The organism is uncultured Thiohalocapsa sp. (assembly GCF_913063425.1).
Lineage (GTDB): Bacteria > Pseudomonadota > Gammaproteobacteria > Chromatiales > Chromatiaceae > Thiohalocapsa.
In genome coordinates this window covers 19,089-41,434 of record NZ_CAJXYK010000033.1, presented here as the reverse complement: position 1 = coordinate 41,434, position 22,346 = coordinate 19,089, and the positions used below count along the sequence as shown (strand labels likewise).

Annotated in this window: 16 protein-coding genes; 6 read left to right on the top strand and 10 right to left on the bottom strand. The window is 71.6% G+C overall.

Annotation, left to right across the window (positions count from 1 at the left end; translation table 11 throughout):
* The first annotated feature begins 62 nt into the window (after positions 1–62).
* From QZ607_RS16895 to QZ607_RS16885, 3 genes are all read left to right on the top strand, one after another.
* Positions 63–2,324: a xanthine dehydrogenase family protein molybdopterin-binding subunit gene (locus QZ607_RS16895; protein WP_295884959.1), complete on the top strand. Its 2,262-nt coding sequence runs from the start codon at positions 63–65 to the stop codon at positions 2,322–2,324.
* Positions 2,325–2,349: 25 nt separating this feature from the next.
* On the top strand, positions 2,350–4,503 hold the full coding sequence (locus QZ607_RS16890) for a GNAT family N-acetyltransferase (protein ID WP_295884955.1): 2,154 nt from the start codon (positions 2,350–2,352) through the stop codon (positions 4,501–4,503).
* 102 nt (positions 4,504–4,605) lie between these two features.
* Entirely contained in the window at positions 4,606–5,820 is a 1,215-nt protein-coding gene (locus QZ607_RS16885) for a class I SAM-dependent rRNA methyltransferase (protein WP_295884952.1), read from the top strand.
* 142 nt (positions 5,821–5,962) lie between these two features.
* On the opposite strand, the gene QZ607_RS16880 is transcribed toward QZ607_RS16885, so the two are convergent.
* Both QZ607_RS16880 and sat read right to left on the bottom strand, forming a co-directional pair.
* On the bottom strand, positions 5,963–7,462 hold the full coding sequence (locus QZ607_RS16880) for a DASS family sodium-coupled anion symporter (RefSeq protein ID WP_295884950.1): 1,500 nt from the start codon (positions 7,460–7,462) through the stop codon (positions 5,963–5,965).
* A 100-nt stretch (positions 7,463–7,562) separates the two neighbouring features.
* On the bottom strand, positions 7,563–8,750 hold the full coding sequence (sat, locus tag QZ607_RS16875) for a sulfate adenylyltransferase (protein WP_295884947.1): 1,188 nt from the start codon (positions 8,748–8,750) through the stop codon (positions 7,563–7,565).
* Positions 8,751–9,303: 553 nt separating this feature from the next.
* On the opposite strand from sat, the gene QZ607_RS16870 reads away from it, so the two are divergent.
* Both QZ607_RS16870 and QZ607_RS16865 read left to right on the top strand, forming a co-directional pair.
* Entirely contained in the window at positions 9,304–9,522 is a 219-nt protein-coding gene (locus QZ607_RS16870) for a hypothetical protein (RefSeq protein ID WP_295884944.1), read from the top strand.
* A 119-nt stretch (positions 9,523–9,641) separates the two neighbouring features.
* Positions 9,642–11,978, top strand: a complete 2,337-nt coding sequence (locus QZ607_RS16865) for a DUF1631 domain-containing protein (protein WP_295884941.1) — start codon at positions 9,642–9,644, stop codon at positions 11,976–11,978.
* A gap of 53 nt (positions 11,979–12,031) precedes the next feature.
* On the opposite strand, the gene QZ607_RS16860 is transcribed toward QZ607_RS16865, so the two are convergent.
* Entirely contained in the window at positions 12,032–12,805 is a 774-nt protein-coding gene (locus QZ607_RS16860; RefSeq protein WP_295884939.1) for a lytic transglycosylase domain-containing protein, read from the bottom strand.
* Positions 12,806–13,050: 245 nt separating this feature from the next.
* On the opposite strand from QZ607_RS16860, the gene QZ607_RS16855 reads away from it, so the two are divergent.
* Positions 13,051–13,581, top strand: a complete 531-nt coding sequence (locus tag QZ607_RS16855) for a DUF882 domain-containing protein (RefSeq protein ID WP_295884937.1) — start codon at positions 13,051–13,053, stop codon at positions 13,579–13,581.
* A gap of 110 nt (positions 13,582–13,691) precedes the next feature.
* Here QZ607_RS16855 and QZ607_RS16850 read toward each other — a convergent pair whose 3' ends face one another.
* The 7 genes from QZ607_RS16850 to gltX all read right to left on the bottom strand — a co-directional run bounded on the left by QZ607_RS16850 (position 13,692) and on the right by gltX (position 22,094).
* Positions 13,692–15,140 (bottom strand): hypothetical protein, encoded by a 1,449-nt coding sequence (locus tag QZ607_RS16850; RefSeq protein ID WP_295884935.1) that lies wholly within the window; start codon positions 15,138–15,140, stop codon positions 13,692–13,694.
* A gap of 31 nt (positions 15,141–15,171) precedes the next feature.
* Positions 15,172–17,007: a VWA domain-containing protein gene (locus tag QZ607_RS16845; protein WP_295884932.1), complete on the bottom strand. Its 1,836-nt coding sequence runs from the start codon at positions 17,005–17,007 to the stop codon at positions 15,172–15,174.
* On the bottom strand, positions 16,997–18,052 hold the full coding sequence (locus tag QZ607_RS16840; protein WP_295884929.1) for a VWA domain-containing protein: 1,056 nt from the start codon (positions 18,050–18,052) through the stop codon (positions 16,997–16,999). The genes QZ607_RS16845 and QZ607_RS16840 overlap by 11 nt, the downstream gene beginning before the upstream one ends.
* Positions 18,049–18,564 (bottom strand): DUF4381 domain-containing protein, encoded by a 516-nt coding sequence (locus tag QZ607_RS16835; RefSeq protein ID WP_295884927.1) that lies wholly within the window; start codon positions 18,562–18,564, stop codon positions 18,049–18,051. Before QZ607_RS16835 ends, QZ607_RS16840 begins: the two co-directional genes overlap by 4 nt.
* Positions 18,561–19,517, bottom strand: a complete 957-nt coding sequence (locus QZ607_RS16830) for a DUF58 domain-containing protein (protein ID WP_295884924.1) — start codon at positions 19,515–19,517, stop codon at positions 18,561–18,563. Before QZ607_RS16830 ends, QZ607_RS16835 begins: the two co-directional genes overlap by 4 nt.
* A gap of 23 nt (positions 19,518–19,540) precedes the next feature.
* Positions 19,541–20,500 carry an AAA family ATPase gene (locus QZ607_RS16825; protein WP_367268214.1) on the bottom strand — a complete coding sequence of 320 codons (960 nt, stop codon included), beginning with the start codon at positions 20,498–20,500 and terminating at the stop codon, positions 19,541–19,543.
* 175 nt (positions 20,501–20,675) lie between these two features.
* The gene (gene gltX, locus QZ607_RS16820) at positions 20,676–22,094 is read right to left on the bottom strand and encodes a glutamate--tRNA ligase (protein ID WP_295884920.1); all 1,419 of its coding nucleotides are present in this window, start codon (positions 22,092–22,094) and stop codon (positions 20,676–20,678) included.
* Between the last annotated feature and the right edge of the window lie 252 nt (positions 22,095–22,346).

Below are 22,346 nucleotides of genomic sequence, written 5' to 3'. Positions count from 1 at the left end.
CCCACCGGCCCGAGTCCCCCACCGGCCCAGCCCCCCAACGGCCCAGCCACTAGGAGACGCGCATGAGCACACCCAAGATCGTCAACCTGAGCCCCGCCGCTGCGACTGCCGCCACGACCGACACCGTGGACCGGGGCCGGCGCTCCTTTCTGAAGACCTCCGCCGGCGCCGCCGCCGGCCTCACCCTCGGCGTCTGGCTGCCCGCCCGCGGCCAGATGGCGGGCGCGGGGCGCGTCGCCGGACCGGGCATGGCTGGGGGCGAGCCCGCGGCGGCGGGCGACTTTGCACCCAATGCCTTCGTACGCATCGGCACCGACGACAGCGTCACCGTCGTCTGCAAGCACCTGGAGATGGGCCAGGGCACCTTCACCGGCCTGCCCACCCTGGTGGCGGAGGAGCTGGACGCCCGCTGGGAGCAGGTCCAGCCCGTCGGCGCCCCAGTGGACAACGCGCGCTACAACAATCTGTTCTGGGGTCAGGTGCAGGGCACCGGCGGCAGCACGGCCATCGCGAACGCGTACGAGCAGATGCGCAGGGCCGGCGCCGCGGCCCGGGGTATGCTGGTGGGTGCGGCGGCCGAGCAATGGCAGGTGCCGGCGGCGGAGATTACCGTCGTGGACGGTGTGGTGAGCCATCCCAAGAGCGGGCGCAGCGCAGGCTTCGGCGAGCTGGCGGAGGCCGCCGCCGCACAGCCCGTGCCCGAGGCGCCGACGCTCAAGGATCCGTCCGCCTTCAAGCTCATCGGCAAGGCCTTCCTGCCGCGCAAGGACAGCAAGGCCAAGTGCACCGGCGTCGCGCAGTTCACGCAGGACGTGCGGCTGCCGGGCATGCTCACGGCCTGCGTCGCCCATCCACCCCTGTTCGGCGCCAAGGTGCGGGGCTTCGATGACAGCGCAGCCCGTGCCGTCCCGGGCGTGGAGCAGGTGGTGCAGATCCCGAGCGGCGTCGCCGTACTGGCGTACGACTTCTGGTCCGCGCAGCAGGGCCGGGACGCGCTGACGGTGGACTGGGACGAGTCCGGCGCCTTCACGCAGGGCTCGGCGGAGATCCTCGCCGACTACCGCAAGCTCGCCGAGCGGCCGGGCAAGCCGGTTACGAGCATTGGCGATGCCGAGCAGGCACTGGCGGGTGCAGAGACCGTCATCGAGGCCGAGTACAGCGTGCCCTTCCTGGCCCATGCGGCCATGGAGACCATGGACTGCGTCATCACGCCCGATGCCGGGGGCGGCGTGCGGGTCATCAACGGCGAGCAGTTCCAGACCATCGACCAGCAGGCGGTGGCCGGTGTGCTGGGACTCGAGCCGTCACAGGTGCGCATCGAGATGCTCTACGCCGGCGGCTCCTTCGGCCGGCGCGCCAATCCGCAGTCGGACTATCTCGTCGAGGCGGCGCACATCTTCAAGGCCGCCGGCGGCAAGACCCCCGTCAAGCTCATCTGGACCCGCGAGGACGACACCCGTGCGGGCTTCTACCGCCCGCTCTACCTGCACCGGCTCAAGGCCGGACTGGACGCGAGCGGCAAGCCCGTGGCCTGGCAGCATCGCATCGTCGGCCAGTCCATTATCACCGGCACGGCCTTCGAGCCGGCGCTGGTGGTGGACGGCGTCGACCAGACCTCGGTGGAGGGCGCCAAGGAGATCCCCTACGCCATCCCCAATCAGGCCGTGGACCTGCACTCCCCGCAGCTGCCCGTCACCGTGCAGTGGTGGCGCGCCGTGGGCTCCACGCACACCGCCTTTGCGGTGGAGTGCATGCTGGACGAGCTGGCCGCCGCGGCGGGCAAGGACCCGGTGGATTTCCGCGTGACCCTGATGGGCGAGCACCCGCGCGAGCGCGACGTGCTGAAGCTCGCCGCCCAACGGGGCGGCTGGTACGACCCGCCGCTGCCCGACGGCCGCGGTCGCGGCATCGCCGTGCACAAGTCCTTCGGCAGCTATGTGGCCATGGTGGCCGAGGTGACGCTGGACGGCGATGACGGCTTCAGCGTCGACCGCGTGGTTATCGCCGTGGACTGCGGCACCGTGGTCAATCCGGACGTGGTGGTGGCGCAGATGGAGGGCGGCATGGGCTTCGGCCTCTCGGCCGCGTTGATGTCCGAGATCACGCTTGTGGACGGCGCCGTGCAGCAGTCCAACTTCGACGACTATCTGGTGCTGCGCATGGACCGGATGCCGGCGGTGGAGGTCCATCTCGTGCCCTCCACCGAGGCGCCCACCGGCGTCGGCGAGCCGGCGACACCCGTCATCGCACCGGCGGTGGCCAATGCCCTGGCGGCGGCCACCGGCCGGCGCTTCCATCGGCTGCCGCTCAAGCGCGCTGCCTGAGGCCACGGCGGCCACTGCGCCCGGGGTGCACACAGCGGCGCTGACCGCCGCCGCGCGGCTGCTGGCGCAAATCGCGGGCACCCGCGAGCGCCGCCTGCTCTGGCTCGCCGGCAGTACCCAATGGACGCTGGCGGCGGCGGAGGCCATTGCCGCCGCACTGGACGTGCCGGACACCCTTTGGCTCGGCACCCGCGGCAGCAGCGCCGACCCGAACCGCCGCACGTCCGGGCTCGGCCGCGAATATGGCCTGCTCATGGTGGATGCCTGGGCGGGGCTGGATCTGGATGCGCTGGGTGCCACCGTCGGCACCCTGCGCGGGGGCGGCCTCCTCGTGCTGCTGACGCCCCCCGCCGCGGACTGGCCCGAGCACACAGACCCCGCCGCCGCGCGCTTCGCGACCTTTCCGCATCAGCCGCAGGACGTCGCCGGCCGACTGCTCCGGCGCCTCTGCCGGCTGCTGCACGGGAGCGCTGCGGTGCAGCAGATCGATGCGCCGGCGGACGGAGAAGACCTCGCCATACCGGCGGCCGACTCAACCCAGCTGCGACTGCCGCCCGTGTCGGCCCCCCTGCCCGACCCATCCGACCGCGTGCCCGCAACGCCGGACCAGGCACGGGCCGTCGCGGCCATCCTCGCTGCGGCGCAGGGGCGTACCGGCCGCCCGCTGGTGCTCACCGCCGACCGCGGCCGCGGCAAATCCGCGGCCATGGGCCTGGCGGCGGCACAGCTGCAGATCGGACAGAATTCCCGCATCCTGCTCACGGCGCCCCGCCGCAGCGCTGCCGCGGCCGTGCTGCGGCATGCGGGCACTGCCGCCCCGCGCTATCTGCCGCCGGATGCGCTGCTGGCCGAGACGCCACCGGCGGACCTGCTGCTGGTGGACGAGGCCGCCGGCATTCCGGCACCCCTGCTGGAGTGCATGCTCCAACACTATCCGCGCAGCGTCTTCGCCACCACCGTGCACGGCTACGAAGGCACCGGGCGCGGCTTCGACGTGCGCTTCCGCGGCGTGCTGGACCGGCGCACGCCCGGCTGGCGGGCACTCAGGCTCAGCGCACCCATTCGCTGGGCGGCGGACGACCCGCTGGAGGCGCTGGTCAACCGGGCGCTGCTGCTCGATGCCGAGCCGGCGGCGGATGCCGAGGTCGCGGCGCTGCTCGGCACCGGCGGGCACCAAATCCACAGCGAAACGCCGGACCGCGACCATCTTGCCGACAACGACCCGCTGCTCCGCCAGGTCTTCGGGCTGCTGGTGCTCGGCCATTACCAGACGAGGCCCTCGGACCTGCGCCAGCTGCTGGACGCGCCGGACATCGCCGTGCATCTGCTGCGCTCGGGCGAGACCGTGCTGGCCACCGCCGTCACAGGCCGTGAAGGTCGGCTGCCGGCGACGCTGCTGGAGCCCATCTTCGCGGGCCGCCGCCGCCCGCAGGGCCATCTGCTGCCGCAGACCCTGTCCGCACACGCCGGACTGTGCGCGGCACCGGCGCTCGGCTGTCGGCGCGTGCTGCGCATTGCGGTGCACCCCGCCGCCCGCCGCCGTGGCCTGGGCCGACGGCTGGTTGCCGCCATCGCCGCAGAGGCCGCAACCGATGGGGCCGACCTGCTGGGCACGAGCTTCGGTGCAACGCCGGCGCTGCTGCGGTTCTGGCGCCGCTGCGGCCTCGCGCCCGTGCACATCGGCAGCCGCCGCAACGCCGCCAGCGGCGCCCACGCAGCGGTGCTGCTGCGCGCGCTGACACCCGCCGGCGAGGCCGTTGTGCAGCTGGGCTGTAAGCGCCTGATGCCGCGGCTCGGCGTGCTGCTGGCGGGCCCCCTGCGCGACCTTCCGCCCGCCGTGGTCGCCGGCCTGCTGGCGGGCGCCCCGGGCGCGACCGAGCCCCTTGCAGATGCCGAGCGCCGTGAGCTGGATGCCTTCGCCCGGGCCGCCCGCGGGCTCGACGCCACCCGGCCGGCGCTGCACCGGCTGCTGTGCACCGCGCTGCCCCAGGCCCTCGCCGACGGCGCCCTGCCCCAGGCAGAGGCCGACGCGGTCATCGCCTGCGGCCTCCAACACCACAGGCCCGCCGAGGCCGCCCTGCACCTGGGCGCCACGGGCAAGGCTGCGGTGACCGGCCTGCTGCGCGAGGCCGTGAGCCACTTGTTGGGCCGGGTCAGGCCCGCGGCGCCCACGCGCTGACCTGGCTGCGCCAGCCCCGTCGGGCACCTCCCGCCAGCTGCGGCAGACCGGACGCTTTGGCGCTAAGCTGAAAGGTTATGCCGAGCCACCGAGGGAGCCACCATGAACCCCGTCCCGCTGCGTCTCAAGAAGGATCAGGAACGCCGCCTGCTGGCGGGCCATGCCTGGGTGTACAGCAACGAGGTGGACATCGCGGCCACGCCGCTTGCGGACCTGGCACCGGGGCAGCCGGTGGAGCTCATCGCCCATCGCGGCCGTTGGCTCGGGCACGGCTACGCCAACCCGCATTCCCTCATCTGCGCCCGGCTGGTGAGCCGCCGGCGGGGTCAGCCCCTCGGCGCCGCGCTGCTGGTGCAGCGGATCCGCGCCGCACTCACGCTGCGCGAGCGGCTCTACGCCCAGCCCTACTACCGGCTGGTGCACGGCGAAGGCGACGGTCTGCCGGGCCTGGTGGTGGACCGCTATGGTGATCTGCTGGCGGTGCAGCTCACCACCGCCGGCATGGACCGCCTCAAGCCCCTGGTGGTGGCAGCACTGGAGCAGGTGCTGCGGCCGACGCGCATCGTGCTGCGCAACGACACCGCCGTGCGGGCGCTGGAAGGGCTGGATCAGGGCATCGACTGGGTGCTCGGCGAAGACCCCGGCGAGATCACGCTCAGCGAGGGCGGCGTGCAGTTCGCCATCGCCCCCGGGAGCGGTCAGAAAACCGGCTGGTTCTTCGATCAGGCCGACAACCGCCTCGCGCAGCGCCGCTTCGGGCGGGCCGGGCGGGTGCTGGATGTCTGCTGCTGGCTCGGCGCCTGGGGCCTCGGGGCCGCCGCCAGCGGCGCCGACGCGGTCACCTTCGTGGACAGCGCCGACAGCGCCCTGGCCGGCGTCACCCTGAATGCCGAGCGCAATGGCCTCGCTGCGCGCATCGACACCCTGCACGGCGACGCCTTCGAGGTGCTGCGGGCGCTGCGAGACGACGGCGCACGCTTCGAGCGCGTCATCCTGGACCCACCCGCCTTCATCAAGCGCCGCAAGGACGAGCGCGAGGGCACCCGCGCCTACGAGCGCCTGAACCGCCTGGGCCTCGCCCTGCTGGAGCCGGGCGGTCTGTTGATCACCTCCTCCTGCTCCTTCCACCTCAGTCGCGACGCCTTCCTGCGCACGGTGCAGGCGGCCGCCCGCCGCAACGACCAGGAGCTGCAGCTGCTCCTCGCCGGCGCCCAGGGCCCGGACCACCCGGTGCATCCGGCCATCCCCGAGACGGCCTATCTCAAGACGCTGTTCCTGCGCGCCCTGCCCGGCCCAGGAGGCGCGCAGGACGATTGATCTCAGTCCCCGCAACCGGCCCGAAAGCGCGCCATCAAATTCAGTATACCGTCCCCTTTTTTCGGGGACACAAAAACGGGGACGGTTACCCCAATAGGCGCCGCGGACCGCCGCCAGGTCGCGGCCTGCCCGTCCAGGCCAGCTAGGCGAGGATCAGCCGGCCGCCGAGGGTCACGACGGCGGTCACCACCAGCACCGCGAGCAGATTGAGCCCGGCGCCCGCCCGGGCCATCTGCGCAATGCTCACCTGGCCGGAGGCGAAAACGATGGCATTCGGCGGCGTTGCGACGGGCAGCATGAAGGCGCAGCTCGCCGCCAGGGCGGCGGCGGTGAGCAGCATGCCCGGGGGTGCGCCGGTGGCAGTGGCGGTGGCGGCGAGTACGGGCATCAGGGTCGTGGTTACCGCCGTGTTGCTGGTGATCTCCGTCAGCAGCACCACCAGCGCGGCCACCGCCAGCACCAGCGCCCAGGTGGGCAGCCCGCCTAGGCCGCCCAGGCCGCTCGCGATGAACCCGTCCACGCCATTGGCGGCAATGGCGGCCGCCAGACTGAGCCCGCCGCCGAACAGGATCAGGATCTGCCAGGGCACGGCCTTCGCCGTCTCCCAGTCCAGGGCCCGCGGCCTCGGCTGCCCGGGAGCCGGCCGCGGGCCTGCCGGCAGCACAAAGAGCATGAGCGCGCCGAGCATGGCGATGCCGGCGTCCGTGAGGCCGTCGAGACCGGTCCATTCCGCCAGCTGTGGGCGCAAAAGCCAGCCCGCCGCGGTCAGCGCGAAAACCGTTGCGGTGACCCGCTCGCCGAAGCCCATGGGGCCGAGGCGATCGAGCTCCGCCGTCAGCACCGCTTGCCCCGCCGGCAGCGGTGTCGCCGGCAAGCGGAAGGCGATGCGCGTCAGATAAAGCCAGGTGAGCGGCAACAGCACGGCCACCAGCGGCAGACCGATGCCGAGCCAGCGGAGCATGCCGAGGTCCGTGCCGTAGTGCTCGCGCACATAGGCCGCGAGCACCAGATTGGGCGGTGTACCCACCAGGGTACCGGTGCCGCCGATGGAGCAGGCGTAGGCGATGCCCAGCACCAGCGCAGTACCGAAGGCGCGCCGGGCCGCCGGGTCCGTGTCGTCACCGCCCTGCTCCGCGAGCAGACCCAGAACGCTGACACCGATGGGCAGCATGACGATGGCGGTGGCGGTGTTGCTGATCCACATGCTGAGCAGCGCTGCCGCCAGCATGAAGCCGCCCACCAGCGCCCGCGGGCTGGTGCCTACGCGCAACAGAATCCACAGCGCAATGCGCCGATGCAGCCCGAAGCGCTGCACGGCGAGCCCGAGCAGAAAGCCACCGAGAAAGAGAAAAATCAGCGGGTTGGCATAGGGCGTCGTGGCCGCCCTGATGTCAGCGACACCGAGCAGCGGGAAGAGCACCACCGGCAGCAGGGCCGTGGCCGCCAGCGGCACCGCCTCCGTGAGCCACCATACGGCCATCCAGAGTGCGACCGCCGCGGTGGCACGCCCGGCAGTATCCAAGCCAGCCCCGGCGCTGGCCGCGCCGGGCTCGGCGGCGGGCAGGAGGAGCCAGGCCGCCAGGGCAAGCACGGGCCCAAGCAGCAGACCGATTCCCGCAACCTCCGCCTGCCCGATCCGCATGTGCGCCTCCACGCCGGCCCCACGACGGTTCACGGCCGCCCCCAGCGGGCGGCATGGCACCGGCGCCGACCGCCCAAAGGTCCGCGGCCTGAGTCGGGGGTTACTTCAGGGACTGGTAGTAATCCATCAGGATCTGCGCCACCTCCGGGCGGCTGAACTCGGGCGGCGGCGCGATGCCCTGGCCCAGCATCTCGCGCACCTTGGTGCCGGAGAGCAGCACGAAGTCTTCCTTGGAATGGTCCGGCGCCTCGCGCATCATCACCACCTTCTTGAGCTTCTTGGAATACGCGGTGTGGTCTGCCTTGAAGATCTCGATGTCCAGGGCGCCTTCCGGCACCTGCTTATCGAAGATCGTCTGCGCATCGAAGGGGCCATAGTAGTCGCCGACGCCGGCGTGGTCACGCCCGATGATGAAGTGGGTCGCGCCCATGTTCTGGCGGAAGTAGGCGTGCAGGACGGCCTCGCGCGGGCCGGCATAGAGCATGTCGAAGCCGTAGCCCGTCACCATGGCGCTGTTCGGCGGGAAGTACAGCTCCACCATCTTGCGGATGGCAGCATCGCGCACCGGGGCCGGGATATCGCCGGGCTTGAGCTTGCCGAGCAGCATGTGGATGACCAGGCCGTCGCACTCCAGGCGCTCCATGGCCATGTGGCAGAGCTCCTCGTGCGCGAGGTGCATGGGGTTACGCGTCTGGAAGGCGACCACGCGCTGCCAGCCGCGCTCGGCGATCTCGTTGCGGATCTCCACCGCGGTACGGAAGGTATCCGGAAAGTCATCCTGGAAGTAGGAGAAGTGCAGCACCTCGATGCTGCCGGAGAGGGCGGTGCGCCCCTGGCCGTTGAACGCAGCAACGCCTGGATGCTCGGCATCGAGCGTGCCGTAGACGCGCTCGGTGAGCAGCTGCATCTGCTCGTCGGTGACGGTCTCGATGGTCTCGATATCCATCACCGCGAGCACCGGCTCGCCTTCCATGTTCGGGTCGCGCAGCGCGATGCGACGGGCATCGCCGATGGCCGCCACATCCGGCACCAGGCACATGATGGGCACTGGGAAGAACAGCCCGTCGGTGGTGCGCATGGTCTCCGCGACGCTCACGGCGTCGGCGACGGTCATGTAACCGGTGAGCGGCGTGAAATAGCCACCGCCGAGCATGACGGCGTTGCCGGCCGCCTGCGAGCTGATGGTGATGGAAGGCAGACTTTCCGCCTCGTGCATCAGGGCATGATGGCGGTCGGGGTCGTAGACGAATCGTGGCTTGAGCTCTGTCGAACCTACGGGTTTGATCATGATTGCCTCGGTGATTTGGCGCTGTTCTGTTCGTGGTGCCGAAGCCGTTGTCGGGCCGGAATGGGGGCGCGCTGATGTGGGCCCACGGGCGGCCGCGGGCCGGCTGTGCTGCGCGATGGACGCACGCACCCGGCGCGCGCCGGCGGTCTGTTGCCGCCTGGCAAGCAGCCCGGACTTTACCATAGCCGGCGTAGTGGTTTTCCCAGGTTTTTCCTATGACCGATACAGCAGAATTTAGGGCGGGCGGCCGGCAGCCACCGGCCGTGGCCGATACCGCCGTCGAAGCGGGATTCCCAGCCCATGACAGCGCACCATGCCTTGCTTTTCGGGGTTGATTCTGAGAAAACCCTGAAGCACCGTCGCAGGCGGATGCGCTTCGGCAAGCGCCCTGACGCGCGGGCCCGACGCCGACCCAGCGCCGACGCGATCAGCTGCGGATGGCGCTCGGCGAGCAAAGGCATCCGTCCCCGCCGTTCGGCCCCGCTGTCCGGCCCGCCTGTCCGGCCCGCCTGTCCGGCCCGACTATCCGGCCCAAGACCCTGAGGTGACCTGCATGCCCTACTTCGTGTACCGCGTCTCCCCCAACCTGGAACTGCGCTACATCGACACCAAAGACCGCTACCAGGAGGCACGCGCCCTGGTGCGCAGCCTGCGCCAGGAACGAGCGCCGGAAGACGACGGCGACTATCGCCTCATCTTCGCCAACCAACAGGGCGAGGCCGAGAAGCTGCTTTCCACGCCGCGCGACGAACGGGTGATCGGCGAGGACTGAACCGAGCCGGGCCGGGACGTACATCCCGCTGGCGCCTGCGGGCCGGCATCTTGCGGCCGGCACAGTGGGACAGGACGGCCACGGCTGCCGCACGCCCCGACAGAGAAGACTGGCTCGACATGACCGATTCCGCCAGCAGCACCGCCGCCAAGGGCACGCAGCGCGCGGCGTCACTGGCCCGCTGCCGGGCACCGCTGCTCGATTACTGCAATCAGCGCCTGACGGCCGTGCTCGATCAGGCCAACTCCGCGCTGCTGGATTTCGCCGAGCGTGCGGAATCCAATACGGTGCAGGGCCGCTTCTTCGAGGCCATCTCGCACCTGAGCCACCACCGCGACCGCATCCTGCGCACCTTCCTCGAGGCCGTGGCACGGGGCTTCGACGAGCTCGGCCATGCCCCGCCGCCACCCGCAGAAGCGAGCGCCGGCGGCGCAGCGGAGCTGTCCCTCATCGCCCCCGATGACATGGAGGAGTCGGTCGCCTGCGAAAACATCATCATCAAGGCGAACGCCAACTGCTTCCCGGAGCTGTATGCGCTGAGCCAACGGCTGGCCGTCGTCAACGACGGCAAGAAGATCAAGGACTACGAAATCATTGGCGGCCCGCACCAGCTGGTGCAGGCGCTGCGCACCGCCCTGCGCCAGCTTGAGGTGGACGTCAAGGTCAAGATCGTCCTCTACGCGCTCTTCGACAAGCTCCTGATGCGCGACATGCAGTCCGTGTATCGGCAGATGAACCAGCTGCTCAAGGACGACGGCATTCTGCCGCACATCAAGCCGGTGAGCGTTAAGAAGGCGCGCGAGCGCGAGATCCGCGCGCGGGCGGAGCAGGAGCAGCGCAACAGGTCCGGCGATGCCGACTCCGGACAGGCCGGCGGCGACGACAACGGCGATCTGTTCGCCAGCGTCGTGGAGCTCATGTCCAAGCGCCGCGGGGGCGCCAACGCCGGCGCCGGGAGCTCACCCATACCGCGCGCACAGGTGATTTCGGCGTTCGATCAATTGCCGCCGCAGCGGCCGACGCGGTCCGCCGTCAGCGGCAGCGGCGAGATGCAGATGGACCAGCGCTTCGTCGGCCGCGTCAAGCAGGCCCTGGAGGACGAGCGCGAGCAGGTGCTGGATGCGCTGGACCGCGACAAGCTCGCGCCTGTGGACGCCGACCTCATCGATCTCATCGGCCTGTTGTTCGAGTACATGCTGAACGACCCGGTGCTGCCCAACTCCGCCAAGGCCCTCATCAGCCACCTGCACACGCCCTACCTCAAGCTGGCACTCATCGACCGGCGGCTGCTTGTCAACAGCGACCACGCCGCCCGCCGGCTGCTGGACGAAATGGTCGAGGCCGGCAGCCTGTGGATGGAGGAAACCCACCCCAACCGCGGCATCTATCCACACATCCAGCGCGTCGTCGACCGCGTGCTGCAGGAATTCAGCGACGACGTCTCGCTGTTCGACGAGCTGCTGGAGTACTTCAACGGCGCGGTCGCCGAGCAGCGCAAGCGCACCGACACCATGGAGCGGCGCACCACCGAGGCCGCCCGCGGTCGCGAGCGGCTTCAGCTCGCCCGACAGCGCGCCGCCAAGGAAATTCACGCGCTCACCCAGGACCGCTCCCTCCCACCGGCGTTGGTGACCTTTCTGCGGCCGACCTGGCTCGACCTGCTCGCCTTCATTCTCCTGCGCAACGAGGCAGGTGAGGACAGCGAGGCCTGGGCGGACGCCATCGACATCGCGCGCCAGCTCATCGAGCTGTTCGACCCGGCGTTGAACGACGCCGAGCTGGAGCGTCGGCTGCCGGGCCTGCCCGGCCTGCGCGCACGCATCCAAAACGCCGTCCGCAGCCTTGGCAGCCACAACCACGCCGCCATGGAGCGGCTGACTGCGCTGCTGGAGGATCCGCGGGAGTGGCGCACCCAGCCCGGACGCGAGGACAGCACCCAGGACAGCGCCCACGAGATCTCCACACCCTCGAGCTACATGCGCGCCATCGTCGACGACAGCGACGAGACCGTGCTCGACGAAGACGAGCGCGTGATGATCGAGCGGCTGCGCAAGACCAAGTTCGGCACATGGTTCGAGCTGCGCGACGGCGATAGCGGCGCGGTCAAACGGGTCAAGCTGTCGTGGATGAGCCTGCTCACCTCCACCTGCATGTTCGTCGATCGGGCCGGCATGCAGGCGGAGGTCAAGACACTCCGCGAGCTGGCCCGCGACATGCTCTCAGGTGAAGCGCGCGTGATCCCCAAACAACAGCACCCCTTCATCGAGCGCGCGCTCGTCTCCATCCGCAAGGCCCTGAGCCAGGAGGACGAGGCGGCCGCGCCCGCGGCGGGCGAGCCCACGGCGACCTCCCCCCTCGGGCAGGCCGCAGCACACGCCGTGCCGCCGGCGGACGGTACGGCAGACGATGACCCACCGCCCGCAGCGCCTCCGCCGCTGCCACAGACCCCGAGCTGATCAGGGCGGGCCGCAGCGATGGTCTCCGTCACCATCGCCGCCGGCCCGGGCAATCAGGAGCGGTGAGCAAGCCGCTCGGCTGCCAGGTGGCGCAGGACCTTGCGCACGTAGTCCTGGGTCTCGCGGTAGGGCGGGATCTGGTTGCCGAACTTCTTCACCGCGTTCTCGCCGGCGTTGTAGCCCGCCAGGGCCAGGCGCAGGTCCCCGTCGAAAAGATCGAGCAGGAAGCGCAGGTAGGCGGAGCCGCCGCGGATGTTCTCGGCCGGGCTCCAGATATCGCCGACACCGAAGCGGGCGGCGGTGGCGGGCATGAGCTGCATCAGTCCGCAGGCACCGGCGTGCGAGAGGGCGTTGGCCTTGTAGGCGGACTCGGTGCGGATCACCGCGTGCAGCAATGCCGGGCTCAGCCCATAGCGGCTCGCATTGGCCTCGATAAGGTGCCGATACCGGGCGCGGCGCTCCGACATGGAGCCGCTCACGGGCGCCGAGGGCCGGGCCGCCGAGACGTTCACCGCATGACTGTCGAGCCGCGCCTGCACCCGCGCCATGGCCTCCTCCTGCCGCCGCCGATGCGCCTCGGACTGCTGCTTGTTCTCGGCGGCCAGGCGCTTGGAGGTGCGCTTCCACTCCAAGCTCAGATGGGCGCCCGACAGGGGCTCATCGGAAAAATAGACGTTGCCGTCCTTGTCCACGTACTTGTACACATCCGGCACCACCGCCGCAGGCAAGCCCAGACAGAGCAGCACCAAAACGCCTTGGAGCAGAGGACGGCGAGGGTCATCCCTGCGGGACTGGATGCCGAAGGGGGTGCCGAAGGGGGGTGACATCGCACGCATACGGGTTTACCCTAGTGAGCCTGTCGTAGGGTTGCGAGGATGCGACAGAGTATAGCACACGAAGAGACCAACGAAAGCTGTTTGCACAATCAAAATAACAGCTTATCGTTCTCTCGTCAGGCTTTGCATCATCAGTCGCTGCCAAGCATCGAATTTATGGTGGTTCCACCGTTGCATTTGCTCCGGCGGCGTCTATACTCAGGCTGCACAAAAAGCCGTTTAATTGGGGGAAATCAATGAACCGCCGATACTTTCTCGGCGCGGCATTAGCTGTTGCGTCCGCACCAGCCTTTGCCCGTCACAGCGCCTCAGCCGATGTCCGTACGTTGTCCCTGCATCACCTGCACACCGACGAGCGCCTGAGCGTCGCCTACCGCATCGGCGACAACTACCAGCGCAGCGCGCTGCAACGCCTGAATCATTTCCTGCGGGACTTCCGCACCGGCGACGAGACCGCCATCGACCCGCAGCTGTTCGATCTGCTCTACGACGTGAAGCGCCGCCTCGGCCACGACGACGGCACCTTCGAGATCATCAGCGGTTACCGCTCGCCGCGCACCAACAACCGGCTGCGGCGCACTTCCTCCGGGGTCGCCCGGCGCAGCCTGCACATGACCGGCCAGGCCATCGACGTGCGCCTGACCGAGATGCCGACCCGGAACATCCGTGATGCCGCGCTGACGCTGAGCCGCGGCGGCGTCGGCTATTATCCGCGCTCGGATTTCGTTCATCTCGATACGGGGCGTGTGCGTCGCTGGGGCGCCTGACCCCGCGCGCCTGCGTCCTGCCCAAGGCCGGCTGCCGGCGCCTTCGAGCGGCGCCCTCAGCCTACCGCCCGCCCCTCGTCGTGCCGCAGGACGGGTGGCGGGGGCCGCTTTCACCCGTCCCCGCCGCGCACGGGGAAGAGCGCCGGCAGCCCGGCGCGGTCGGCGGCGGCCTGCGCCTCGGCGGCGCCGGCCTCACGCAGCAGCGGCAACAACAGCCCAAGGGCCTCGCCGCCACGCCAGGGGTTGCTCGCGTCGTGACGGCCCCACAGCCGCTGATCGAGCTCGCGCACCACGGCCAGTGCTGCATCGGCGGCACCCTGCTCCCGCAGCAGCGTCGCAGTGCCGAGCCTGCCCACGCCGCGCGAGCGCTGGACCGCCGCCGCCCAGCCCGCGAGGGCTTCCCGGGCCGCCGCCGCATCATCCCGCTCGCAGGCACGGCGGAAACGTCGCACCCACTCCTCCACAGGGATTGCGGCGGCCAAGACCCGGGGACGCTCGCCCTGCCCTGCGCGACCCCTGCGCCGGCGCTCGCGCCACCACAGGAACAGCGTCACAAGCCACGCGAGGCCAAGTGCCAAGGCCAGTCCGGAGGGTCCCCAAAGGTCAGCGCCCGCCCGGGCGAGAAAGCGCTCCCGCCAACCGGTGTCCGCAGCGGCAGTATCCCGCGTCGGGGGCGCCCCGACCGTGCTCCCGGTCACGACCAGCTGCCGGGCAGGCAGGCTGGCGATGCGGGCTTCGTCCATGCCGAGGCTCCACCAGGGCACCTGCACCGCAGGCAGCGACAGAATCCCGGGGGTCGTCGGCACCAGGGTCTGCTCCAGCACAGTCGTCACCGCAAGGTCCTCGCCGATTTGGCGCTGATCATGCTCGGCACGCTGCGGATAGACGCGAAGCCCAGGCACCGCCGGCGTGGCGGGGAGCGGCAGGGCGCTTGCTCCGACGCCCGCAGCCTCGATGACGATGCGCCGCTGCAAGGGGTCGCCGACGCGCAATCGGTCGGGCTCCGGCTGCCAGCGCTCGCTGATGGACACGGACTCCGCCGGCAGCCAGGCATGCGCGGCCGTCGTGGGCGGGGGCCGCACCTGAAGAACCAGATCCGGCGCAGTGCGCGACAGGACCACTCGGCGCTCGATGAGCGCGTCCGCCGGAGCGCCTTCCAGTGCCCGCTCCGGCACCGCCGCGGACAGGGTGGGGCCTGCGATGGTGAGGGGTCCGGGCTGCTCGGGCACCACCACGTACAGGCGCTCGCTGGCACGATAGCGCTGGCCGCTCTGCTCCAGGTCGAAGCGGCGGTCGCTGCCCACCCGCCGCAGCAGCGCGCCATCGGCCGTCGGCGCCGACAGCGTTGCGTCCCGTAACGGCACCCTGGCCAGCACGCGCACCCGATACCGCACCCGTGCCTGCACATAGGGCGCGTCCGTGTCCGCACTCACCTCCAGCAGAACGTCGTCGGCGGCGACCCGCACGTCCCCCGGCGCCGCGTCGGCAGTTGCCGCGAGCGCAGCGCCCACCGGAATGCCGGCCGCAAGCAATGACAGCAGCACAAGGTGCGGAAGCACTGACCCGCGCCGGGCGCGGTGCGCACCGCGCTCAGTACAACTGACCATGGCGGCGCAGGTACTGGAGCATGAGACGCTCGCGCAACAGCCGTGCGGGGTCGTCCGGCACCTGCTGCAACAGATAGGCATCGGCGGCGTCCAGCTGCGTGTCGGTTGCCGCACCGTCCGTGCCGGACCAGGTCGCGACCTGCGGTGCATCCCGCCCCGCCTGGGCCGCCGCTTGCCCGGCGCCCGGGCGGCCGGCGTCCGGCTGAGCGGCGGTGGCGGCTGGCGGCCCGCCCGGCTGTCCGGCGCTGCGCGTGTCGTCACTGCTGCGCGCGGCGTCTGCCGCGCCGCCAGTGTCCGCCACGGGCGCGTCGGTGCCGGCCGCAGGCTGCGCCGGCCCGTCGCCGCCGGCCGCTGGGATCTCCTCGGCGCCTGCGGCCTCGCCGCCCCGGGCAGCGGCTGAGCTGGCGTCCGCGCGGCCTGGGCCCGCCGGCTCGCCGGCGGCATCCGCAGCCGTCTCCGTGCCCGCCTCACCGTCGTTGCTGCCGCCGGCATCCTGCGTCTCGCGGCCGGCGGCGGCGCGCACCGGACCCTGCCGCTGCGCCAGCTCGCGCAGCAGACGGCGGTTGTGCCGGGCATCGGCATGGGTCGGCTCCAGCGCCAGGGCGGCGTCATACTCGGCGAGCGCCGCCTCGAAGCGACCGAGCCGGGCCAGCACATTGCCGCGGTTGTAGTGGGCGTCGGCGCCGCGCTGGCCCGCCAGCGCCTCGAGTGCGCCGCTGTAATCACCGGCCCGGTAGCGGACCGCGGCGCGCCAGCGGGGATCATCCACCCGCGCCAGCGCCGCGTCGAGGCGACCGGCAGCCGCATCCCGCAGGGCCTGCTGCTCCGGGCGCAGCCAAAGATCGTCCCAGATGCCCGCCTGCGCCGGCACCGGCGGCAGCAGCACGAGCGCCAGCGGCAGCACCGCGAGCCAGCCGCGGCGGAAGGCCAAGGCCGCCAGCGGCAGCGCCAGCAGCAGGAGCCAGGGGCCGTCGTCCCGCCACTGTTGGTCCAGGCTCACCTGCGCACCCGCCACCCGTGGGTCCGGGTCGCCCTGGAGCGCCAGCAGCCGCGCCGTATCCACGTCGTCCGCCCGCGAAGTGACGACGATGCCGCCGCCGGCACGGGCCAGGGCGTCCAGCCCGGGGTCAGGCGCCAGCCCCAGCACCGAGACCCGGTGGCCCCCATCCGCCAGCGCCGCGGCGGCGGCGGCCGCAGGCTCGGCAGGCCCGACGGCATCGGTGATGAGGATGATGTCCGCCGCGGCGGCGGCACTGCGGCGCAGCAGCTGCCCCGCGAGACCCAGGGCGAGATCCGTGCGCCGCTCGCCGGTCACGGGCAGCACGGCCGGCGTGAGCAAGGGCACCTGCTCGCGGATGGTGCGGGCATCCGTGGTCAGTGGCGCGATCAGGAAGGGCTCGGCGCCGAAGGCGATGAGGGCGAACTGGCCCTCCCTGGCGTTGCGGAGCAGATCCATCACTTCAAAGCGCCCCCGCGCGAGGCGCGACGGCGCAATGTCCTTGGCCTGCATGCTCCCGGAGAGGTCCAGCAGCAGCACCCGCGGCTGCTCGATGCGGAAGACAGGTCGCTGTGCGAGCTGCCAGGCCGGACCCGCCAGCGCCAGCACCACCAGCAGCCAGAGCACGCCGAGCCCCGCCAGCAGCGGGCCGGGACGGCCCCCGCCGGCAGCGGTGAGCACGTGGGGCCGCAGGCGCGCGTCCACCAGCGACTCCCATTGACGCGCCTGCCGTGCACGCCGCAGGAGCAGGACCAAGGCCAGCGCCAGCACCGGCAGGAGTGCGAGCCACGCCGGGCGCAGCCAGTGCGGCTCAAGCGGCATCCGCGTCCTCCCGCACAGCCGGGGCTGTGTCCACACCCAGGCCATCGGCGACCGGGCGCTGTGTGCGTCCAACCGGCAGCAGGCCCGGCAGCGCCGGCAGCCGGCTCAGCGCGAGCGCGGCCGCGGCGGGCAGTGGATAGAGCTCCCGCGCGGGACGGTAGGTCGCAAGCTGGCGCACGTTGGGCTCCAGCCGGTTCAGTGTGCGATAGACGCTCGCCAGCTCCTGCGCGTCCCCAGCGCGGAAATAGCGCCCGCCGGTGGCATCGGCCACCGCTCGCAGCAAGGCCGGATTCAGGTCGTCGCCGGCGCGCCGCAGCCGATAGCCGCCGACGCTCCCGGCGCCCGCGGCACCGCCGAGGCCGATGCTGTAGATGCGCACGCCGGCGCGGGCGGCGAGGCCAGCCGCCTGCATGGGGGCGAGCCGGCCGACGGTGTTGTCCCCGTCCGTCAGCAGCACCAGCACGCGATTGTCCTGCGGCTCCTCGCGCAGGCGCTTCACGGCGAGGCCGATGGCGTCGCCGATGGCCGTGTCGCGGCCGGCGATGCCCACCACGGCCTCCTCCAGCATCTGCGCCACCGCGGCGCGGTCGTAGGTGAGCGGCGTCTGCACATAGGGCTCGCTCGCAAACAGGATGAGGCCGATGCGATCTTCCACGCGCCGCTCGATGAAGTCCCGCGCCACCTGCTTCACCACCGCCAGGCGGGTCGCCGGCGCACCGGCCAGCTCGAAGTCCGGCTGCTCCATGCTGCCGGACACATCCACCGCCAGCATCAGGTCGCGACCGGCCATGGGGAGCGCGGCGGGCTCGCCCAGCCATTGCGGCCGCGCGAGGGCCAGCACCAGCAACAGCCAGGCGGCCACGGCCAACAGCAGCCGCATTCGGCCGCCGTGACGCTCCGGTGCACCGGCGAGCGCCGCCAACGGCGTGCGCGCGGGCAGCCGCAGGGCGCGACCGCCCACCCGCCGCGCCGGCGGCAGCAGCCAGCGCAGCAGGAGCGGCAGCGGCAGCAGCGCCAGCGCCCAGGGCCAGGCGAGGCTGGTCATCGCCGCGGCCCCCCGGCGTCGTCCCCGCCGGCGTGGCGAATCAGCTCCGCGAGCGCCGCCGCGAGGGCCGGCGGACTCCCGCCCGGCTGCGGCTGGTAGGGCCAGCGCGTCAGCGCCTCGCCAAGCGCGGCGCTGAGCGATGCCCGCACCGCGGGGGGTGCCGCTTCACATTGACGCAGCAAATAGGCGCGCCAAGCGGCGCCGGTGAGGCCGGCGACCGCATCCGCGGGCCAGCGGGCGATGGCATAGCGCCGCATCAGCTGGGCCAGCTCGCGCACGAAGGCCGCGTCGTCGCCGTCGGCCTCCCAGCGCGCGCGCAGCTGCGCGAGCTCGGCGAGGGCCAACTGGGGCGCCTGGAGCCGGCGCGGGCGCCGCCGGCGCCGGCGCCACAACAGGAACGCCACCAGGGCCGCCACGGCGGCGAGCAGCCACCAGCCCGGTGCGGGCGGCCACCAGTGGGCCGACGCCGGCAGGTGATAGTCGCGCAGACCCGCGAGGGCGTCCGGACTCATGACGGGTGCGGACCCGGCTGCCCCAGACCGCGCGCCAGCGCGGGCCCCACGGGTTGATCGGTGCACAGCGACACCAGGTGCGCGCCCCGCCGCCGTGCCATGTCCCCAAGCCGCTCGCGGCGGCGGCGGAAATCCCGCTCGTACCAGGCGCGGCGCCCGGCGCTGGTGGTGTCCAGCACCTGGCGACCCGCGGCGGAGAGCACAGGCCAGCGACCGGACGGCGGTGCGGTTGCCTCGATGGGATCATGCACGGCGACGAGCCCCACCTCGCAGTGCTGGACCAGGCGCTGAAGCCAGGTGTCGTCGCCGTCGGCACCGGCAAAATCGCTGATGACAAAAACGATGCCGCCGTCGATGCGCAGGTCGAGCAGCCGCTCCACCGCCCCCGCGAGGCCAGCGCAGCCGCCGCGCCGCGGCGCCGCGGGCGTGGTGGACATGGCCCGGAGCAGTGCCAGCAGCCCCTGGCGGCGGGGTGTCGGTCGCTGCTCTATGTGGCCGCGCTCGTCGAACACCAGGCCGCCCACCCGCTCGCCGCGCTCCACGGCCGCCCAGCCCAGCAGGGCCGCGGCGCGGGCGGCGATGACGGATTTGAATGCAACGCGGGTGGCGAAGCGCATGCCCGCGCGCTGATCCACCACCAGCCGGAACGGGCGCTCGCGCTCCTCGCGGAACACCTTGACGTGCGCGCGCGCGGCGCGGGCGGTGACCCGCCAGTCCATGCTGCGCGGATCATCGCCGGGGACGTAGATGCGCGACTCGTCATAGTCCATGCCGGAGCCGCGAAAAGGCGACAGGTGGCTGCCGGCACGGGTGGCGAGCACCCGCCCGCGTATGGCGAGCCCGAGCCGGCGGGCCTCGGTGCGGCAGGCGATGAGGCGGCCCAGCGAGACGGCTGTGACGCCGTCCTCGGCCGCGGGCGCTGCACCCGGTGCGTGCTGGGCGACGGCGGTCATCCGGGCCGCTTCGGTGGTGGCGCTCAGGGCACGGGCACCCGGGCCAGGAGCGCATCGATGAAGCCGTCCACGCTGCGCCCGTCCGCCTCCGCCTCGTAGTCGAGCAGCAGACGGTGACGCAGGCAGTCCGGCGCAATCTGCTGGATATCCTCCGGTGTGACGAAGTCGCGCCCGTCCAGCCAGGCCAGGGCCCGGGCGCAACGGTCCAGCGCGAGGGTGGCACGCGGGCTGGCGCCGAAGCGCAGCCAGCCCTCCAGCGCCGCGCTGTAACGCCCGGGCTCGCGGGTGGCCATGACCAGGTGCACCAGGTAGTCCTCCAGCTGCGGCGCCATGTACACCCCCAGCACCGCGCGCCGGGCCTCCAGCACCTGCGCCTGGGACACGCGGCGCTGGGGTGCGGCGCCGGCAGGCTCCAGGGCCGCCGCACGGTTCAGCGCCAGGATGGCCTTTTCCGTATCCACGTCCGGATAGTCCACACGCACATGCAGCAGGAAGCGGTCCAGCTGGGCCTCGGGCAGGGGGTAGGTGCCCTCCTGCTCGATGGGGTTCTGCGTGGCCATGACCAGAAACAACCGCGGCAGCTCGAAGGTCGCGCGCCCGACGCTCACCTGCCGCTCACCCATGGCCTCCAGCAGCGCCGACTGCACCTTGGCCGGCGCGCGGTTCACCTCGTCCGCGAGCAGCAGGTTGTGGAAGATGGGCCCGTGGTCGAAGCGAAAGGAGCCGTCCGCCGGGCGATATACCTCGGTGCCGGTGAGGTCCGCCGGCAGCAGGTCCGGCGTGAACTGAATGCGATGGAAATCCGCCTCGATGCCGCCGGCGAGCGCCTTGACGGCGCTGGTCTTGGCCAGTCCGGGCGCGCCCTCCACCAACAGATGGCCGTCGGCGAGCAGGGCCACCAGCAGCCGGTCCACCAGCGTCTGCTGCCCGAGGATCTGCGCACCGATGCGCCGGCGCAGGGCGATGAGCTCGGCGTGCACCAGGTCTTCCGGCGCGTCTTGTCGCGCGAGCGCTTGCTGGGTGTTCTGCATGGCGTCAGTGGCGTGGCTGTGGCCCGGGCGCGGCGCGGGGCGGGCCTGGTTGAATCATCCGGGCTGGGTCATCACGGGTGGGTCATCCCGATTGGGTCATCCGGCGCGCGATCATTGGACGCATGGATCACTGCTGCTGCGCGGCGCGTGCATCGATGTAGGCGAGCGCGCGGTCGATGCGCCTGAGCGTCGCCGCCTTGCCCACCAGTCGCAGCGTGACGTCGATGCCGGGCGACGCGGCGCGCCCCACCACGGCGACGCGCAACGGCTGGGCCACCTTGCCCATGTTGAGCTCAAGGGCCTCGGCGACCCGCTCCACCACCCGATGCAGCTCCGCGTCCTGCCAGTCCGCCAGCGCCAGCATGTCGAGCTCCGCCCGCACCCGCGCCAGCGGCTCCCGGGCCGCCGGGCGCAGGTGCTTCTTCGCCGCCGCCGGATCGTAGTCGTCGAAATCGACGTAGCAGAAGGCGCTGATCTCCGCCAGCTCCACCAGGGTCTTGGCCCGCGCCGCCTGGGCCACCACCACGTCCACCGGATCGGGGCCGGTGCTCGGGTCGATGCCCAGATGACCCAGATGTGGGCTCAACAGCCGGGCGATGCGCTTCGGGTCACCATGCTGGATATAGTGCTGATTGAGCCAATCCAGCTTGTCGGTGTTGAAGGTGGAGGCGGCCTTGTTGACATCGGTGATGTCGAACACCTCGATCAGCTCGTCCAGGGAGAAGACCTCCTGGTCGCCGTGGGACCAGCCGAGCCGCACCAGGTAGTTGATGAGTGCCTCGGGCAGGTAGCCCTGGTCGCGGTACGCAACCACACTGACAGCGCCGTGACGCTTGGAGAGGCGGGTGCCGTCAGACCCGAGGATCATGGGCACATGCGCGTAGCGCGGCGGCTCGCGCCCCAGCGCCCGCAGGATGTTGAGCTGCCGCGGCGTGTTGTTGACGTGGTCATCGCCGCGGATGACGTGGGTGATGCCCATGTCGGCATCGTCCACGACCACAGTCAGATTGTAGGTGGGCGAGCCGTCGCTGCGGCGCAGGATGAGGTCGTCCAGCTCCTCGTTGGCGAAGGGAATGCGCCCACGGATCAGGTCATCCACCACCACAGCGCCATCCACGGGGTTGCGGAAGCGCACGACGTGCGGCTGCGCCGGGTCCACCTGCCGCGCCCGGCAGTGGCCGTCGTAGCGCGGCTTCTGCTTGGCCGCCATCTGCATGTCGCGGATACGGTCCAAACGCTCCCTGGGGCAGTCGCAGCGGTAGGCAAGGCCGCGCTCCAGCAGCTCGTCGATGACGGCGTTGTACCGCTCGAAGCGGTCGGTCTGGTAGAAGGGTCCTTCATCGTAGTCGAGTCCGAGCCAGCTCATACCCTCCAGGATGGCATTCACGGACTCCGCCGTGGAGCGCTCCAGGTCCGTGTCCTCGATGCGCAGCACGAATTCGCCGCCGTGGCGACGCGCGAAGAGATAGCAGAAGAGCGCCGTGCGCGCGCCTCCGACATGCAGGAAGCCGGTGGGTGACGGGGCGAAGCGGGTACGGACGGTCATCTGAGCGCAGCAGGCACCGGGACTGGTTGCAGGATGGGCCGGGATTCTAGCAAAGCCGGGTCCCCTTGCCCGGCGCGTCGACGGCCGCCGCACCGACCCCGGCCCGGCACGGCGTCCGGCAGCCGCGGCCCGCGGCTGCGATAATGTGGGGTCACCACCAGGGCGGCGCCCCCGTGCCGGCACCGCACCGACGCGGCGAGCGGGCGTTCGTCCCAATGAACGACCAGGGACCGACCCATCCGAACCCCGAAC